The sequence below is a fragment of the Dactylosporangium sp. NPDC051541 genome (assembly GCF_044454505.1).
In the GTDB taxonomy this organism is placed as follows: Bacteria; Actinomycetota; Actinomycetes; order Mycobacteriales; family Micromonosporaceae; genus Dactylosporangium.
Genome location: NZ_JBITDU010000010.1, coordinates 99,265 through 117,079, shown reverse-complemented (window position 1 = coordinate 117,079; position 17,815 = coordinate 99,265). Strand labels below are relative to the sequence as shown.

At 72.5% G+C, this 17,815-nt stretch carries 16 protein-coding genes; 12 read left to right on the top strand and 4 right to left on the bottom strand.

Annotated features, from left to right (window positions below):
- Window positions 1–3: 3 nt before the first annotated feature.
- Complete coding sequence (locus ACIA8L_RS36990; protein WP_395911925.1) at window positions 4–1,479, bottom strand: aromatic amino acid ammonia-lyase; 1,476 nt, start codon at window positions 1,477–1,479, stop codon at window positions 4–6.
- A 63-nt stretch (window positions 1,480–1,542) separates the two neighbouring features.
- Here ACIA8L_RS36990 and ACIA8L_RS36985 point away from each other — a divergent pair, with 63 nt between their 5' ends.
- Genes ACIA8L_RS36985 through ACIA8L_RS36975 form a run of 3 tightly spaced genes read left to right on the top strand, consistent with a single transcriptional unit; the run spans window position 1,543 to window position 5,711 of the window.
- A complete protein-coding gene (locus ACIA8L_RS36985; protein ID WP_395911924.1) occupies window positions 1,543–3,093 on the top strand; it encodes an NAD(P)-binding domain-containing protein in 1,551 nt (516 codons plus the stop codon).
- Entirely contained in the window at window positions 3,083–4,450 is a 1,368-nt protein-coding gene (locus ACIA8L_RS36980) for a class I adenylate-forming enzyme family protein (protein ID WP_395911922.1), read from the top strand. The genes ACIA8L_RS36985 and ACIA8L_RS36980 overlap by 11 nt, the downstream gene beginning before the upstream one ends.
- A gap of 28 nt (window positions 4,451–4,478) precedes the next feature.
- Window positions 4,479–5,711, top strand: coding sequence for a glycosyltransferase (locus ACIA8L_RS36975; RefSeq protein ID WP_395911920.1), 1,233 nt, complete (start codon window positions 4,479–4,481; stop codon window positions 5,709–5,711).
- Here the strand turns inward: ACIA8L_RS36975 and ACIA8L_RS36970 are convergent.
- The 3 genes from ACIA8L_RS36970 to ACIA8L_RS36960 form a co-directional block, all read right to left on the bottom strand.
- Window positions 5,694–5,996: a hypothetical protein gene (locus tag ACIA8L_RS36970; RefSeq protein ID WP_395911919.1), complete on the bottom strand. Its 303-nt coding sequence runs from the start codon at window positions 5,994–5,996 to the stop codon at window positions 5,694–5,696. The two genes, ACIA8L_RS36975 and ACIA8L_RS36970, sit on opposite strands and share 18 nt — an antisense overlap.
- Before the next feature lie 132 nt (window positions 5,997–6,128).
- On the bottom strand, window positions 6,129–6,722 hold the full coding sequence (locus tag ACIA8L_RS36965) for a GrpB family protein (protein ID WP_395911917.1): 594 nt from the start codon (window positions 6,720–6,722) through the stop codon (window positions 6,129–6,131).
- Between the two features lie 28 nt (window positions 6,723–6,750).
- Window positions 6,751–8,313, bottom strand: coding sequence for a condensation domain-containing protein (locus ACIA8L_RS36960; RefSeq protein ID WP_395911915.1), 1,563 nt, complete (start codon window positions 8,311–8,313; stop codon window positions 6,751–6,753).
- 173 nt (window positions 8,314–8,486) lie between these two features.
- Between ACIA8L_RS36960 and ACIA8L_RS36955 the strand changes: the two genes are divergently transcribed.
- From ACIA8L_RS36955 to ACIA8L_RS36915, 9 genes are all read left to right on the top strand, one after another.
- Complete coding sequence (locus tag ACIA8L_RS36955) at window positions 8,487–9,167, top strand: hypothetical protein (protein ID WP_395911914.1); 681 nt, start codon at window positions 8,487–8,489, stop codon at window positions 9,165–9,167.
- 45 nt (window positions 9,168–9,212) lie between these two features.
- Window positions 9,213–10,010, top strand: coding sequence for an AIM24 family protein (locus tag ACIA8L_RS36950; RefSeq protein WP_395911912.1), 798 nt, complete (start codon window positions 9,213–9,215; stop codon window positions 10,008–10,010).
- A gap of 2 nt (window positions 10,011–10,012) precedes the next feature.
- Window positions 10,013–10,906: an AIM24 family protein gene (locus tag ACIA8L_RS36945; RefSeq protein ID WP_395911910.1), complete on the top strand. Its 894-nt coding sequence runs from the start codon at window positions 10,013–10,015 to the stop codon at window positions 10,904–10,906.
- Window positions 10,907–10,981: 75 nt separating this feature from the next.
- A complete protein-coding gene (locus ACIA8L_RS36940) occupies window positions 10,982–11,995 on the top strand; it encodes an arabinan endo-1,5-alpha-L-arabinosidase (protein WP_395911908.1) in 1,014 nt (337 codons plus the stop codon).
- 657 nt (window positions 11,996–12,652) lie between these two features.
- Entirely contained in the window at window positions 12,653–13,486 is an 834-nt protein-coding gene (locus ACIA8L_RS36935; protein WP_395911906.1) for a lysostaphin resistance A-like protein, read from the top strand.
- The gene (locus ACIA8L_RS36930; protein WP_395911904.1) at window positions 13,483–14,568 is read left to right on the top strand and encodes a sensor histidine kinase; all 1,086 of its coding nucleotides are present in this window, start codon (window positions 13,483–13,485) and stop codon (window positions 14,566–14,568) included. Before ACIA8L_RS36935 ends, ACIA8L_RS36930 begins: the two co-directional genes overlap by 4 nt.
- A complete protein-coding gene (locus tag ACIA8L_RS36925; RefSeq protein ID WP_395911902.1) occupies window positions 14,565–15,227 on the top strand; it encodes a response regulator in 663 nt (220 codons plus the stop codon). Before ACIA8L_RS36930 ends, ACIA8L_RS36925 begins: the two co-directional genes overlap by 4 nt.
- Window positions 15,228–15,831: 604 nt before the next feature.
- Complete coding sequence (locus tag ACIA8L_RS36920) at window positions 15,832–16,521, top strand: Crp/Fnr family transcriptional regulator (protein WP_395911900.1); 690 nt, start codon at window positions 15,832–15,834, stop codon at window positions 16,519–16,521.
- 219 nt (window positions 16,522–16,740) lie between these two features.
- Window positions 16,741–17,745 carry an SDR family NAD(P)-dependent oxidoreductase gene (locus ACIA8L_RS36915; RefSeq protein WP_395911899.1) on the top strand — a complete coding sequence of 335 codons (1,005 nt, stop codon included), beginning with the start codon at window positions 16,741–16,743 and terminating at the stop codon, window positions 17,743–17,745.
- Window positions 17,746–17,815: the final 70 nt, after the last annotated feature.

The window sequence follows — 17,815 nt, the reverse complement described above, 5'->3', positions numbered from 1 at the left end:
CGGTCACCTTTCGAGCTCCTCGACGACGTCGGCGGCGCGCCGCACGTCGTCCTCCAACGGCCGGTCCGGGTCGATCGGGGGTATCGCGGCGGCGAGCGCGTCCAGCAGCTCGGCGCACGCGGGGGCGGTCGGGGTACGGGCGCCGACGTGCACCGCCTGGCGCAGCCCCAGCGCCAGGGAGCCGACGATGATCCGCAGCAGCCGGGCCTGGTCCAGGGCCCGCAGCGCGGCCTGGGTGCCCAGCGGCACGACGTCCTGGTTGTGCAGGTTCGTCGGCAGGCTCTGCATGCTGGCCGGCATGGCGTCGCGGCGGATCTCGGCGACGAGCGCGGTCGAGGCCAGCTGCACGCCCTGCAGGCCGTGCTGCTGCCCGGGCCCGGCCGCCAGCATCGGCGGCAGGCCGGTGTTGCGGTGCGGGTCGACGAGCAGGTCGAGCTGGCGCTCGGCGAGGTTGGCGACCTGGGCCACGACCATCGACAGCAGGTCGGCGGCGAACGCGGCCGGCTGGCCGAAGAAGTTGCCGCCGTGCACGACCGCGTCGTCGCCGGGGAAGAACAGCGGGTTGTCACTGACCGCGCCGAGGTCGGCGGCGACGACCCCGTCGACGTAGCGCAGCGCGTCCTCGGCCGCCCCGAGCAGCTGCGGCGAGCAGCGCAGGCTGTAGGGCTCCTGCAGCGGCCGCTGCCCCGACGGCGTGAGGCCTTCGGCGAATCCGCGCATCGCGGCCCCGACGGCGGCGACACCCGGGTGGCCGTAGGCGCCGAGCAGCCGCGCGTCGAGGAACTGCGGGTCGCTGCCGAGCAGGTCGGCGAGCAGGCAGGTGAGCCGCTGCACGGCCCGGTGCGCGGTGCGGGTCTCGGCCAGGGCCAGGGCGGCCGCGGCGGTGGTCAGCGAGGTGCCGTTGACGAGGGCGAGGGCGTCGCGGCCGTCGAGCGGCAGCGGCTCCAGCCCGGCCCGCCGCAACGCCTCCGCCGCCGGGAGCCGCTCGCCGCCGACGTACGCGTGGCCGCGCCCGCGCAGCGCCTGGGCGGCCGCGCCGAGCGGGATCAGGTCGCCGCTGGCGCCGACCGAGCCGTAGCGGGGCATCGCCGGGACGAACGTGGTCCCGAGGGCGTCCGCGAGCGCGTCGATGACGTGCGGCGACACCCCGGACGCGCCCCGCGCCAGGGACCAGGCCCGCACCAGCAGCGTGGCCCGGGCGACCGCCGGGTCGATGTCGGGGCCGTGACCGGCGCCGAGGTGGGCCAGGGTGTTGTCGGCCTGGTCGCGCAGGTCCGCCCGGCCCGCGTAGCCGACCAGGGCGCCGAACCCGGTGGTACTGCCGTACACCGCGCGGTCGTCGCCGAGCACCTTGGTCAGGAAGACCCGGCCCGCCGCGACCCGTTCGCGCACCGCGTCGGCGGCCGTGACCCGGATCGGTTCGCGGGCCGCGAGGAGGTCCGCGATCCGCAGCGATGCGGCGAGGTCGATGTCGTTCATGGGTCGGGACGCTAGAGCGCGATTCTCAGAAGCCTCTGAAATCGTCTCGTTACGGTCCGCCGCATGACGCTGGACTACCTCATCATCGGAGCCGGACCGGCCGGGCTGCAGCTCGCCGCCCTGCTGGAGCGCGACGGCCGCGACTACCTGGTGCTCGAGGCCGGCGCGGCGCCGGGAACGTTCTTCGGCACCTATCCGCGGCACCGGACCCTGATCTCCATCAACAAGATCTGGACCGGCTCCGAGGACGCCGAGTTCAACCTGCGCTCCGACTGGAACTCGCTGCTCAGCGACGACCCGGAGCTGCTGTTCAAGCACTACAGCCGGCGGTACTTCCCGCCGGCCCCCGACCTCGTGCGGTACCTGGCCGACTTCGCCGACCGCCTGAAGCTCAGGATCGCCTTCGACACCCGGGTCACCCGGGTCGACCGGGCCGGTGCGACATTTACGGTTGACGCGGGCGGTGAAACATTCACGGCCCGGCGCGTCATCGTGGCGACCGGTGTCTCACAACTCTACGTCCCGCCGATCCCCGGGGCCGAGCTCGCCGAGCGCTACGACACCGTCAGCGTCGACCCCGACGAATTCACCAACCAGCGGGTCCTCATCATCGGCAAGGGCAACTCGGCGTTCGAGACGGCCGACGCGCTGGTCGAGACGGCCGCCGTCATCCACGTCGCCGGCCCGCACTCGGTCAGGCTGGCCTGGCAGACGCACTACGTCGGGCATCTGCGCGCGGTGAACAACAACTTCCTCGACACGTATCAGCTCAAGAGCCAGAACGCGGTGCTGGACGGCACGGTCGAGCGCATCGAGCGGCGCGCCGACGGCGGGCTGCGCATCGACTTCCGCTACGCGCGCACGGTGGAGAAGCTGCGACAGCTGGACTACGACCGGATCATCCTGGCCACCGGGTTCCGCTTCGACGCGTCCGTCTTCGCCGGCTCGGCGCGGCCGCGGCTGGTCATCGACGACCGGTTCCCGGAGCAGTCCCCGGCGTTCGAGTCGGTCAACGTCCCCGGCCTCTACTTCGCCGGGACCCTGACCCAGCAGCGGGACTTCAAGAAGTCGACCAACGGGTTCATCCACGGCTTCCGCTACGGCGTGCGGGCGCTGCACCACATCCTCGGCGTCCGCCACCACGACACGCCGTGGCCCTCGACCCCGGTGGAGGCGGCCCCCGACGCGATCGCGGACGCGATCATCGCCCGGATCAACGTCACGTCGGCGCTGTGGCAGCAGTTCGCCGTCCTCGCCGATGTCGTGCTCGTGACTGGAACAACCGCGTCCTACCTGCCCGAGGTGCCGGTCGCGTTCCTGCGCGACGGCGGCCTCGGCGACATCCCCCTCGCGTTCGTGACGACCCTCGAGTACGGCCCCGACCACGACACCGTCGACCCGTTCGACATCACGATCCCGCGCATCGCCGAGAACGACGCCGCGGCCGCGCACGACGCCAGCTACCTGCACCCGGTCGTGCGCGTGTATCGAGACTCGGCGGTCGTCGCGGAGCACCACCTGGCCGAGAACCTCGAGAACCACTGGGACCTGCCGGCAGTACACCAGGAGCCGCTTGCTCTGTTTGTCAAAGGTGTGCTCGCCGATGCCGGCTGAGATCTGGCCGCAGCCGGTGCTGGACCTGCTCGCCACCGGCGATGACCGGCCGGTGTTCGAGGACGGCGAGCGGGTCGTGACCGCTTTCGAGATGGCCGGCCTGGTGCGGCGGCTCACGGCCGGGTTACGGGCGGCCGGCGCGGGGCCCGGCACACCCGTGGCGCTGCCGCTGGGCGTCACCGCGGAGGCGTTCGCGGCCAACCTGGCCGCGTTCACCGTCGGCGCCATCGTCTCCGGCCGCTCCTTCCACCCCCTGGAACTGGTACTCGACGCAACACGAGTCAAGGCCCTGCTGGACACGCCCGACGACGGGGGCCCGCTGCGCGCCGCCGGCCGCCCGGCCGACGTGGCCCGGCTGATCTGGACCAGCGGCAGCACGGGCCGGCCGAAGGGCTGCGCGCAGACGTACGCGGCGATGAGCGCGGCCTGGGCCCCGTACCCGGACCGGTGGCCGCCGGCGATCGCCGAGCTCGCCCCGCGGCTGCGGCGATACCTCGTGTTCGGCTCGCTGTCCAGTCAGGTCATGCTCGAGTACGGCATCCTGACCCTCGCCGCCGGCGGCACCCTCGTCGCCGCGCGCCCGCCCGGCTTCCCCGAGATGATCACCCGCCACCGCGCCACCGGCAGCGTCATCACCGTCGGCAAACTGCATCAGCTGGTACGTTCCCAGCGCTCGACCCCGGCCGACCTGTCGACGCTGCGGGCGCTGATGGTGTCGGGCTCGCCCCTGGAGCCGGCCCGCCTCGCGGAGACCCTCGACGTCCTCGGCCCGGTCGTGTTCCACGGCTACGGCCAGACCGAGACCGGCATGATCGCCATGGCCACACCGGCCGAGATGCGAGCCGACCCGCGCGTCCTGTCCTCCGTCGGCCGCCCGCCCGCGGTCCACGGCATCGACATCCGCGACGGCGAACTGTACGTGCGCACGGCCGCGCAGGCCTCGTTCTACTGGGACGACCCGGCCGAGACCGCGGACGTCTTCCAGGACGGCTGGGTCCGCACCCGCGACCTGGCCACGCTCGACACCCGCGGCTACCTGCACCTGTCCGGCCGAGCCCGCGACGTCATCATCGTCCAGGCCAACCTGGTGTACGCCGGCCCGATCGAACGCGTCCTGGCCTCCGACCCCGCAGTGGCCGAGGCGTACGTCGTGGGCCGCCCCGACGACCACACCGGCGAGGCGGTCCACGCCTTCATCGTCCCGTCCCGCGGGTCACTTCCCGACATTTCGCATTTGTCGGACCTGGTGCGCTCAGCGCTCGGCGACGCCTCGGTCCCAGCCAGCCTCCAGGTGATCGCCGAGGTCCCCCTGGCACCGAGCGGCAAGCCCGACAAACGCGCCCTCCTCTCAAGGTGATCACAGGCCGATCCGTGATGCTCGTCCCATGGTGCGAGTGGCGATCATGGCGGTTGGGAGCCGTGGTGACGTCGCGCCCTACGCCGGGCTGGGCGTGCGGCTGCAGGAGTCCGGGCACCGGGTCACGATCGCCACGCACGGGGTGTTCGAGGAGCACGTGCGCCGCCACGGCCTGGGCTTCCACCCGCTGCCCCTGGACACCCAGGAGCAGCTGGCCGCCCGCCTGCCCGCCGGTAGCCCGGCCCGGGCCGCGCTGGCGTGGAACCGTGTCCTGGCCGAGCACGCCACCCCGATCGCCGCCGCCATGCTGGCGGCCGCTCGCACCGCCGACGTCCTGCTCCTCACCCCCGCGAGCTGGCTGGGCGCCCACATCGCCGAGGGCCTGAACATTCCCAGCATGGGCACGTACCTCCAGCCGATGACCCCCACCCGCGAGTTCCCGCCCCCGGCCCTCACGACGCGCTCGCTCGGCGCGTGGGGCAACGACCGCGCGGCCCGGTTCCTGCTGGAGGCCGGCCAGCGCCCATACCGCGACGCCGTGGGCAAGCTGCGGGCCGAGCTGGGGCTGCCGCCGATCACGGCGCGGGAGTTTCTGGCCCGGGCCGAGGAGCGACACTGGCCGATCTTCTACGGGTACAGCCCGATCGTCGTCCCGCCGCCGCCGGACTGGGACCCCGCGCACCGCGCCACGGGCTACTGGTGGCCGCCGACCGACCCGGCGTTCAAGCCGCCGGAGGCTCTGGAGCACTTCCTGTCGAACGGTCCGCCGCCGGTGTACATCGGCTTCGGCAGCATGCCGTCCCGCGACCCCGCCGCCCTCTCCGCCCTGCTGCTGCGGGCGATCCGCCGGGCCGGCGTCCGCGCGGTGGTGTCCGGGGGTTGGGCCGCGCTCGACGTCACCGCCGATGACGTCTGCACCGTGGCCGACGTGCCGCACGAGTGGCTCTTCCCGCAGGTGGCCGCGGTCGTCCACCATGCGGGTGCGGGCACGACCGGCGCCGGGCTGCGCGCGGGGGTGCCCGCGGTGCCGGTCCCTCACGCCGTGGATCAGCCGTTCTGGGCCCGGCGCCTGACCGATCTGGGGGTCACGCCAGGCCCGATCCCGCGCCGCCGGCTGACCGCCGACCGGCTCGCCGAGGCCATCGCCGCGGCCGTGCGGGACCCGGTGTACCGGCACCGCGCGGAGGCGCTGGCCGTCCGTCTGTCCGAAGAGGACGGTGCGCGGCCGGTGCTGCGGGCCCTGTCAGCCGTCCGCGCGTAGCGTCCGCAGGTCGCGGCGGGCCTGATGGCGGTCGCGGCGGCGGTCCTGGCGGCGCAGGAACGCCCATTCGCGATGGCCGTGGCTCTCGCGGCGGCGCATGTTGTGGGCCGCGGTGGCGGACCAGTGGCAGCCGCTGCGGCGGGCGCCGGGCAGCGTGCGCACCGGGGTGGTGTCGAGGGGCAGGGTGCAGGCGGTCCAGCGGTGGTCGTGCACCGGGACACAGGTCGCTCCGGGCGTGTCGGCGATCTGCACCCACCAGGGGCGGGTCTTGTCGGTTCGGCTCATGCGACGGGCACCTTCCGGCTCCGTGCGGCCCCGGTCCGGGGCCGTCACTAGATCGGGTGCATCGCCATCACCTCCGTGGATTCATCGCCGTCACGATGTGTGCAACTCTACCGGGCGGCCGGGCGTTCACCGTCAGACGCGGTCAGGGGACCAGCCGGTGGCGGTGGCCCACTCCTCCGCGACGGCGACGACGAGGTCGACCACGGGATCTTTCACCTCCGTGTAGACGACCGGGTCGCCGACGGCGGCGGCCAGGACCTCCTTGAACCGGGCGTACGCCGGCACCGCCTCCGGGTGGGCGCGGAACCAGTCCCGGAACAGCAGGGCGAGCCGCTCGTTCGGGCTGCCGACGAGCCGGCAGTGCAGGTTGACCTGCTGCTCGCCGGGGACGCGCCGGTTCCAGTAGCGCTTGGCCCACCGGTGCGGCGGGTCGTCGTGGCCGGCCGGCACGTGGTCCTGCTCGAACGGCCGCCGAGTGAAGCCGAGGGCGGCCAGTGGCACGTCGAACGCGGCCGCGGCGGCGTCGAGGTCGGCGACGCTGACTTGCAGGTCCAGCAGCGGCTTGGCGGCCATGCCGGGGATTGCGGTGCTGCCGATGTGCTCCACCCGCCGCGCCGCCGGGCCCAGCGCGGCCCGCAGCCGCCGGATCAGCGCCGCGGCCTGCTCCGGCCAGGCCGGGTCGGGCCCAGCGATGAACGTCGACGCGGCCGGCTCCGGAGTGATCATGCCGTGCACAGTACCGGGGCGGATCTTCCTATCCCCCGCAAACGTATTGGCGGGGCGCGATGGCGGCGTGGCGGCCGGGTAACAGGGCCAGGCAGCGTTCGTGTGCCGTTTCCGGGTCCACGGTCGGGTCCGAGATGTGTGCGGTCAGGTCGGGGCCGGACAGGCGGGCCGTGCCGGGGCCGAAGGCGTCGTCCAGGAGGCGCTGAACCTCGGCCAGGTCGACCCAGCAGCCGTCGATCAGGTGCCAGCCGGGCGGGCGCTCGATCGGCTCCAGGTCCAGGGCCGCGGCGACGGCCGCCGCGTCCAGGTCCCCGACGGCCGCGGCGACCAGGAGGCGCTCCAGCGCCAGGACGAGCTCGCGGGTCTCGGCCGGGGTCACGCGGCCGGTGTCGCCGGTCCACACCCGGGCCACCATCGTGTCGTCGATCTGGCCCAGGTCGAAGCGCAGCAGGATCTTCGTCGGGGGCAGGTCGGCCCAGGCCAGGTCGGTCGGGGCGGGCGGGCCGGGCGGGAGCGGCGGGTCGAAGCCGCGGGTGTCCACGACCGAGCTGTTGAACAGCGGCTCGAAGCTCGGCGCGACGCCGCGCTCGGCCGTCACCGCCAGGGTGCCCTCGTTCTGGCGATCCACGTGATAGGCGCCGTTCACCCCGGCCTGCAGCACGGCCCCGAAGGCCCGGCGGACCAGCTCGTCGAAGCCGGCCCCGGCGACCTCCACCGACACGAACGTGGACTGGGCTAGCGTGCCCACGAAGTCCCGTAAATCGGATTCGAAGCGGTTCGCGGAGAGCATCACGAAACGGCAGGTGTCGTACCCGGTGCGCCGATACAGCAGCGCGCACCACGCGGCGAGCACGATCGTCGGGCGGCTGACCCGGGTCCGGGCCGCGATCCGGTCGAGGGCCTGGGCCGCGGCCTCGGAGGAGATGCCGTACGCCCCCGAGCCGGTGTCCGGCGTGACCCGCGGTCGGGCGTAGAGGTGCGCGGGGGCCGCCCGCAGGTGCCGGGACCAGTGGCGCATCGCCTGCTCCTGACGGCGCCGGCGGGCGGGCTGGCGCTCGGCGTCCGCGCGGTCCACCGGCTGCTGGGCGACCTCGCCGAGGCGGGCCGCGGGGTCGCGCACCAGGGCCGCGAACTCCCGGTGCAGGACCAGGAGCGCCTGGAAGTCCACGGCCAGGTGGGAGTAGACGGCCACCAGGTCCGTGATCGACTCCTCGGTGCCGGCGGCGACAAAACGTACCGGCGGATCCAATGCCACATCGAGCGGCTCGGCGCGGCCGTGGTCGGCCAGACGGTCTTTTTCGGCCGGAGGCAGGAGGCGCAGCGGCACCTCACCCGACTCGAGGACGCGCTGCTCGCCGGGGCCGCCCAGGGTGTAGCGGCTGCGCAGGCCCTCGTGGCGGCTGAGCAGCGCGCCGAGGGCGGCGACCACCACCCGCAGCGGCGTGCCGGGCGGGACCGGGAGCCGCTGGTCGAGCAGGGCGGCGGGCGAGTGCGGAATGGCGACCAGCCACTTCGCGACGTTGAGCTGTCCGACGGTGAGCGGGGCGGAGACGGCGCGTTCGCCACGGAAGGCGACGGGGATCACCTGCACGCATCGATCATCCGGACCGGGGGTACTGATCGCCATCGACCGGCCGTATGTGCCGACTTTCGAAAATCCGACAAAGCGCGAGGCTTTGGTCCTGGTTACGGCGATTCGGCGGTACCGCGGGCCGACCGATCTCAGGTACTGTGCGCGAGGCATTCGGCGAGAGGACGAGGGACATGACGCAGAACGCGATGCGCCAGTACGACGACCGCATGGCGCCCGGCGTCATGCACCAGCAGGGCGGCGGCGACGACCAGGCGAAGGCCCTCGCCGTGCTCACCATGGCCCAGCGCACCGCCGAGGAGCACATCAACACGGCGATCTCCGAGGCCGAGCAGATCCAGGCCCAGGCGCACGCCAGCGCCGGCCAGATCGTCTCCGAGGCGCAGGCCCAGGCGGGCGCGCTGCGCGACGAGGCCGAGAAGATCCTCGGGCGGGCCCGCGCGGCCGCCGAGAAGATCGCCCGCGAGGCCGAGTCCTACGCCGGGGAGACCGAGCGCAACGCCGGCGAGGTGCTCGCCGACGCGCAGGCCCGGGCCGAGGACATCGTGCGCGAGGCCGAGGACAACGCCTACAACATCAAGCAGCGGGCCGAGCAGATCTACGAGGACGTCGTCGGCGGCCTCACGTCGAAGCGGCAGGCGCTGCAGCAGCAGATCGAGGCCCTGGAGCGCTTCGACCAGGAGTACCGCTCGCGGCTGACCTCGTTCATGCAGCAGCAGATGCGGGCCCTGTGGGTCGGGCAGCCCCAGGTCGACGCCGGGCAGGACTACGAGAGCGCGGCCGTCGCCGGCGAACTGCTCCCGGCCCAGCGCACCTCGCACGAGGACGAGCGGGAGGCGCAGGCCGCCGAGTAGGAGCGGTTCGGCGTTTTCTCAGGAAAGACCATTAGCGTCCGCCGTGTGGAGCGGATCGAATGCCAGTGGTGCCGGCTGCAGAATGCGCCCGGTGCCACCTCCTGCCTGACGTGCGGCGCGCCGCTCGACGTCGCCAACATGGTGAGCGACTCGGGCTGGCGCGAGGCACCCCGGCTGCGCGACATGACCGAGTTCCGGTTCTCCAACTCGGTCGCGCAGGTCGAGGGCGAGCTCGTCCCCGTCATCGACATGGCCCTCGCGCCCGGTGACGCCGTGTACTTCGAGCATCACGTCCTGCTCTGGAAGGACGAGGCGACGCCGATCGCGGCGATGCCGACCGGCGGCGGGATGCGCCGGGTCTTCGGGGGCATGCCGTTCGTGCTGACCCTCGCACACGGCCCCGGCCGGGTCGCCTTCTCCCGCGACTCCCCCGGCGAGCTGGTGGTCCTGCCGCTGCACCCCGGCATGGAGCTCGACGTGCGCGGCCACGCGTTCCTGCTCGCCACGCACACCATCGGCTACGACTTCATCCGCATCCAGGGCCTGGCCAACGTGCTGCACGGCGGCAACGGGATGTACCTCGACCGCTTCGTGACCACGGCCGCACCGGGGCTGCTGGTGCTGCACGGGTACGGCAACGTCTTCGAACGGTTCCTGCGCCCCGGCGAGAAGATCCTCGTCGAACCGGGCGGCTTCCTCTACAAGGACGCGTCCGTCGGCATGCAGGCGGTCCAGATGCCGGTCAAGACCGGGCTGATGCGGCGCGGCATGTACCTCGCCGAGATGACCGGGCCCGGCCGCGTCGGCATCCAGTCGATGTACGTCCACCACCACGCGGAGTGACGATGAGCGCCGTCCCCGAGGGCTACACCGTCTGCCGGTACTGCCGGATGGCCCACCCACCGGCCGGCCCGTCCTGCCCGAGCTGCGGTGCGGCGCTGGACGTGCGCCAGGTCGTCACCCGCTCGGGCTGGATCGAGCAGCCCCCGATCAAGGACATGGCCCGTATCCAGTTCGGGCAGTCGCGGGTCCAGATCGAAGGCAAGTACGTCCCCGTCGCCGACTTCACCCTGGCCGGCCCCGAATGGATCTACTTCGCGCACCATTCGCTGCTGTGGACGGAGCCGGCGGTACACCTGGGAAATTCGTCGTTGTCCGGCGGCTGGAACCGAATGCTGTCCGGGCTGCCGCTCATCATGACGGAGGCGCGCGGGCCGGGGCGGATCGCGCTGTCCGGTGACCGGCCGGGCGATCTGATCGCGCTCCCATTGTTGCCGGGCCGCACCATGTGGACGCGCGAGCACCGCTTCCTCACGGCCACCGGAAACGTTACATACACCTGGCAGCCGACCGGCGTCTGGTACGACACCGGCACCGGCGACGACCGCGAGACGCACTATCCGCTCGGGCAGTTCGGTGACCTGTTCTCCGCGCAGCAGAGCCCGGGCCTGCTGCTGCTGCACTCGCCGGGCAACACGTTCCTGCGCGACCTGGCCCCCGGGGAGACGATCCTCGTGCAGCCCGGAGCGCTGCTCTACCGCGACCTTTCGGTCCAGACGCACCTCCATCTGGAATACCCACGCGGCGGGGGGACTGTCAGCTGGCGCTCCTCATTCAGCCAGCGCAACGTGTGGCTGCGCCTCATCGGGCCGGGCCGCGTCGCGGTTTCTTCGGTGTTCCACCACACCAGCTCGGAGCGCATCACGCGCAACTCGGGCGCTACGGCACAGCACTGGTAAGTTTCAGACGAACTTGACAACCATCGATGTCTACCCTCGAATGATGTTAGCGCTCACATTCGAGGAGATACTGCCATGTCCCTGCGCTTGTGGATTCCGGCCGCCGCCGTCGCGGTCGCCGGATTCGTCGCCGTGATTCCGTCCAGCAACGCGGCCACCGTCTCGCCCGCCGTCGCCGCCGCACCCACCAGCCCACCCGCGAGCTACCCGAACCCGGGTGTCGTCACCGGCAACACCGGCGCGCACGACCCGTCGGCCGTGAAGACTCCCGCGGGCGGCTACATCGTGGCGTACACCGGAACGAACATCCAGCTGAAAACCTCGACCGACCGCACCGCGTGGCGCAACGCCGGTGCCGCGTTCCCCAACGGCGCGTCGTGGACGCTGCCGTACACGGGCGGCAGCAACCAGCTGTGGGCCCCCGACATCTCGTACCGCAACGGCACCTACTACATGTACTACTCGGCGTCGACGTTCGGCTCGAACCACTCGGCGATCTTCCTGGCCACCAGCTCGACCGGCGCGTCCGGCTCGTGGACCAACCGCGGCCTGGTCATCGAAACCCAGACGTCCAACAATTACAACGCGATCGACCCCAACCTGGTCGTCGACGCGTCCGGCGGCTGGTGGCTGACGTTCGGCTCGTTCTGGACCGGCATCAAGCTCATCAAGCTCAACCCGTCCACCGGCCTCCGCGCCGATTCGTCCCTCGCGTCGATCGCCCAGCGCACGGTCAACTCGGGCTCGATCGAGGCCCCGTACATCTTCCGCCACGGCTCGTACTACTACCTGTGGGCATCCTTCGACTTCTGCTGCCGCGGCGCCTCGAGCACCTACCGCGTGATGGTGGGCCGCTCCACGTCGATCACCGGCCCGTACGTGGACCGCAGCGGCGTAGCCATGACCAAGGGCGGCGGCACCCAGGTCCTCGCCACCCACGGCAACATCCACGGCCCCGGCCACCAGGCCGTCCTGTCCGACAACGACGGCGAGGTGCTGTTCTACCACTACTACGCGAACAGCGGCGCCTCCTACCTGGGCATCAACCTGATCGCCTACGACTCCGCGGGCTGGCCGTTCGTGTACTGACCCCACCCCTTGACGGCGGCGGGCGACCCGCCAGTCGCCCGCCGTCGGCACCCCGCTGTCGGTACCCGCTGTCGACTCCCCGCTTGGCGGGGCACCGCGACGTGAGCACGGCCGATGGGAACTACCGAGTAAGCGTGGGCGCGACCGTGGTTTGGTCGCGGTTTGTTTGGTTGCGGTCCGCCTGTCACTGCCGGGTCCGCCGTGGTCACCATTCGGTGGTAACGATTCGCGGCGCCTGCGGCGAAAAAGGATTGCGATTCGTCGTGGGTTAAATTCATAGCCCCCGACCTAAAGGCGCCAAAGGCGCCCGAAAAACCAGCCAACAACGAACCAAGATCTGCCCTTTTCGCCGCAGGCGGCCCCCGCCCCGTTCCCACCGAATAGCGACCACGACGAACCCGCCGGCAAACCACGAACCTCAGCCACCGATCGGGCAACCAAAGAACGGTCGCAACCAAAGCTACTCCGGTAGTTACCATCGGCCGAGCTCACACCGCGGTGCCCCTCCAACCGGGCTGCCGCAACGCCCTCCACCTGAGCCAATCGCGACTAACGGCATCCCCCGTGCGAGCTACCGCAACTGTCCACTGTGTGGTGACGACGCCGGACCGGCTTCTTCATAGCGTTCGTACGTCCAGAACTCATGGAGGAGCTGAGATGCGTCTCGTACTACAACTGCTCGTCGTCGCCGCCGTCGCCATGGCCGGCAGCGCGGCCGTTCAGGCGGCCAACTGGAACATGCCGCTGACGCTCGGGTTCGGGGTGGCGACCGGGGTGTTGCTGATCCTCGCGTACGCCTGGATCGTGCGGCGCACCGAGCGGCGGGCGGTCGACGAGGTCGCCCCGCGGGCCGCGGTGTCGGGGCTCGGGCGTGGGCTGCTGCTCGGGGTCGCGCTGTTCGCGGCCGTCATCGTGAACATCGCGTTCCTGGACGGGTATCACGTCATCGGGCGTGGGTCGGTGAGCGGGGCGGTGGCGTTGTTCGGGTTCGCGGTCGCCGCGGCCGTCACCGAGGAGTTGCTGTTCCGCGGCGTGTTGTTCCGGATCTTCGAGGACTGGGCCGGGACCTGGGTCGCGCTGGTCGCGTCGGCCGCCCTCTTCGGGCTGTCGCACGCCTTCAACCCGCACGCCACGGTGTGGAGCACCCTGGCCGTCGCGGTGGAGGCCGGTGGCATGCTCGGCGCCGCGTACGCCGCCACCCGCACGCTCTGGGTGCCGATCGGGCTGCATCTGGGCTGGAACTTCGCCGAAGGTGGGATCTTCGGCACCGACGTGTCCGGCACCGACGGGCCCGACGGGCTGCTGCGGGCGACGCTGTCCGGGCCGGCCCCGCTCACCGGTGGCGGGTTCGGGCCCGAGCTGAGCCTCTACGCCGTGGCCGCCGGGGTCCTCGCCACGCTCGTCTTCCTGGGGCTGGCCCACCGCCGCGGCCGTATTCTGCCCCGCCGCGGCCGCCGCCCGGCCCAGGCCAACGCTACGCTTTCCCGATGATCGAACGGTGGCGCCGCCTCGACGTCACCGTCCGCGACCTGCCGTTCGGGCTGCTGCTGGCCGCGCTGTCGCTCATACCGGCCGTCAACAGCCACGGCACGCAGTTCGGCGGGGTGGCGACCCGGCCTCTGGACGCCTGGGCCTTGGCCGTGATCGCCCTCGAGGCCCTCCCGCTCGCCATCCGCCGCCGGCGGCCCGCGCTCGGCCTCGCCCTGGTGGGTCTCGGTTTCGCGATCGATCAGCTGCGGGGATACCACACGGTCGCGGGCAGTGCACTGCCGATCGCGCTGCTCAGCGCGGGCGCATACCTGGAGCGCAACCGCCGGCTCACCATTGCATTGACAACCGCAATTTTTCTGGTACTGACCGTGCTCCTGCGACACCAGGGCTCCGACGAGGGCCTGGCCGGCTTCGCCACGTTCTACTTCGGCATGGCCCTGGCCTGGGGCACCGGCTCCTGGCTGCGCCTGTCCAGGGCCGCCGAGGCCGAGCGCCGCCACCACATCGCCGAGACGACCCGCACCGCCGAACGCACCCGCATCGCCCGGGAACTGCACGACGTCGTGACGCACCACGTGACGGCGATGGTGGTGCAGGCGGAGTCGGCCCGTTACCTCACCGCCGCTCCCGACCGCCTCGACCAGACCCTGACCGCGGTCACCGACACCGGCCGCCGCGCGATCGCGGACCTGCGCACGCTGCTCGACGTGCTCAACCCGGCCTACACCGACCTGCCGCCGCTGGTGGAGCAGGCCCGGCGGGCCGGCCAGCCGGTCGAGTTCACCGAGTCGGGCCCGCCCGGCCCGGCCGAGGTCATCGTGCACCGGATCGTGCGCGAGGCCCTCACCAACGCCCTGAAACACGCGCACGGCCGGCCTACCGTCGTGCGCGTGCGCCGTACCAACCGGGAGTCCTTTGTGGAGGTCACCACCGACGGCCCGGCGACTGCGGCGACCGTCCTGGAGGGCGGCGGCCACGGCCTGGCCGGTCTGCGGGAGCGCGTCACCGAGCGGGGCGGCGAGTTCACCGCCGCACCGACGTCCGGCGGCGGCTTCGCGGTCCGCGCCCGCATCCCGTCATGACCGCCCCGATCCGCGTCCTGGTCTGCGACGACCAGGTCCTGATCCGCACCGGCTTCGTCACCATCATCGACGCCCAGCCCGACCTGGAGGTCGTCGGCGAGTGCGAGGACGGGCGGGCCGCCGTCGACCTGGCCCTGGCCCTGCGCCCGGACGTGGTGGTGATGGACGTGCGCATGCCGGTGCTGGACGGCATCGAGGCGACCCGCCGGCTGGCCGGGGCCGCGGTGCCGGACCCGGTGAAGGTGCTCGTGGTGACGACGTTCAACCTCGACGAGTACGTCTACGAGGCGCTGCGCGCGGGCGCGAGCGGCTTCCTGCTCAAGGACGCCCCGGCGACGCACCTGCTGCAGGGCATCCGCACGGTCGCCGCGGGCGCCGCCCTGCTCGACCCGGACGTGACCCGCCAGCTGGTGGGCCGCTACGCCGCCCGGATCCGCCCGGCCGGCCCGTCGCCCGCCGGCGGTGCCCTGACCCCGCGCGAGCTGGAGGTGCTGCGGCTCATCGCCGAGGGCTTGTCCAACCGGGAGATCGCCGACCGGCTCGTCATCAGCCAGGAGACGGTGAAGACCTACGTCTCGCGGATCCTGGCCAAGCTGGGCCTGCGCGACCGTGTCCAGGCGGTCGTGTACGCCTACCGCCACGGGGTCGTCTCGGCCTGACCACCCGGCCCGGCCGCCGATACGCACCGTCAGCTGACCGGCACCTCCAGCGGCTCGAGCACCCGCGGCGGGCAGCGGCCCGCCGACATCGAGGCCGGCCGGCGCCAGGCGCGTTCGGTGGCACCGCCCGCAGCGGCTGCCGCTGGGCCGGCACCGCCGCGCACAACATGCGCCGCTGCGAGAGCCACGGCTACCGCGAATGGGCCCACATGCGCCGCCAGGACCGCCGCCGCGACCGCCACCAGGCCCGCCGCGACCTGCGGACGATGCCGGACGAACGCTGACCGGGTGCGCAGGGCCCGCCCCGCACCGTCCACTTCGGACCGCCGGGCGGTGCGGGCCTGCGCGCAATGATGGCACCCTGGGTTGCGCACCGACACGTGACGGCGGGAGCCCGGTCGTTGGTCGAGCTCCGATGAACCCTTCCCGGCCCAACTCCGGCGATCCGTCCACTGTGGTCGTTGTTCGGATGATCGGGCGCAGCGCGGGCCCTGGGAGGTCATGCCGGCGTCGTGCGCGGCGACCCGTCCGGCGGGGGTCGCCGGAGCCGGTGCGGTCCCCGGGACCTGGACTCTGTTCCGGACGGTCGACTACCGTCATGGGCGTGACCGGCCGGGATCTGGACGATGCGCTGGGGCGGAGCTTTCTGGCGCGGTTGCCCGTGGACCTGGTCGGCCGGCTGCGCGAGGATGGCGAACGGATCGACTACCCGGCTGGTACGACCATCTACCGGGCCGGGTCGCAACCGCGGGCGGCGGCCCTCGTCATCCGAGGCATGCTCCGCGTATACCTGAGCTCGCCCGGTGGTCGCCAGGTCACCGTGCGCTACGCCCGGGAGGGCGACGTGCTCGGCATCGCAGTGCTGGTCGGCGGCCCGGCCCATACGAACGTCCAGACGCTGGAGCCGTCCAGCGTGTACCGGATCAGCATGCGGACGCTGACCGGCGCCGCCCGGCACGACCCGCGGGTCGGGTGGGCCCTCGCCGAGGAATTGAACCGCAGGCTCTACGCGGTGCTGGAGCAGACCGCCGTCAACGCGTTCGGATCGGTGCGCCAGCGCGTCGCCGTCCACCTGCTCGACTTGGCGTCGGACCGGCAAGGACCGCAGGGCGGCCTGGTCGCCCACGTCTCGCAGCAGGAGTTGGCCGACGCGACCGGTTCCGTCCGTGAGGTGGTCGCCCGGTCGCTGCGAGACCTGCGCAACGCCGGAATCGTGGCGACCGAGTCCGACCACATCGTGATCCTCGACGCCGCGCGGCTGTACGCGGAATCCGGCGGCCGGACCGGCCTGTGACTTGAGTCGACGAGCGCGGGACTGAAGTTACTGACGCGATCGTGCGTGGACGGCAACCTGTGACGGGCCATCGCGCGCCGGAGCACCGGTCGATGTGACGCGCGACCGGCCGGTCCTTCACGGACCGCACCCTCTGAAGCCCGCCGCCGGACCCGGTCGTGGTCACGCCCGGCACGCTTGGCCAGTGCCCGAAACGGAGGATCGCGTGAACATCGATGTGTGGCAACCCCTGGGGCGGCGGTCCCGGTGACCGCGGCCGACGTGCTCCTGCTCGGCGCCGCCGGCAGCAGCGGCCACCAGGTCGCGTGGGAGTTGGCCCGCCGAGGGGCATCGCTGCATCTCGCCGGCCGGCGGCCGGCACCGGTGGCCGCGTTGGCCGGGGAAATCGCCGGCACCGGCGTCGCGGTGGCCGGCCTGGCGCTCGACGTGACCGACCCGGCGGCGGTGCGCGCCGCCGTGGAACAGGTCCGCGTCGTGGTCAACACGGTGGGGCCGTTCGTCCGGTACGCCCCGGCGGTGCTGGACGCCTGCCTGGCCACGGCGGTGTGCTATGTGGACATCGCCAATGAGTCGACGGCCGTGCGTGGGGTCCTCGATCGGGACGCCGAGGCCAAGGACCGCGGGATCACCGCGGTCACCGGGGCGGGGTTCGGACCGGCCGGCTCCGAGTCGCTCCTGCTGGAACTCGTCGATGCACTGGCGGAGACCCCGGCACTGGTCCAGGTCGCGACGGTACCGGCGAACACCCGTGTGAGCCAGGGGGTGCGCGACACGATCGCGGCGTTGCTGCCGGAGGGCGCGACGACGTATGTGGACGGTGTTCTGCACGGTGGCCCCTTCGGTACCGGCGCAACGGTGTTGACCTTTGGCGGCGCGCGCCGCTCGATGTTGCCCGGCCCGGTCGGCGACCTGGAGGCGGCCCGGGTGGTCAGCGGCGCCCCCAACGTCAACGCCTACTTCGCCGATCCCGCACAACGGGTCGACGGCGACGGATGCTCGTACTCCTACGCCGAGGTGATCGCCGCGTCGGGCCGCCGGCTGGCCGCGCAGGCGCGGGTGGGCGACGGGGTCGCGGCGGGCGCCGCGGTCGCGGCCGAGGTGGCCCGGCGGGTGCTGGCCGGGGCACCGCACGGGGCGTGGACCCCGGGCCGGCTGTTCGGGGCCGGCTTGTTTCGGGAGGCCACCGGCGCGACGGTGACCCGGCTCGCCGCGGAAGGGGTCTGAAATGGGACTGTCCGGCCCGATCCGGGCCCTGCCGGTGGTCCTTACGGGGACCGTCGGCATCCGGCCCCAG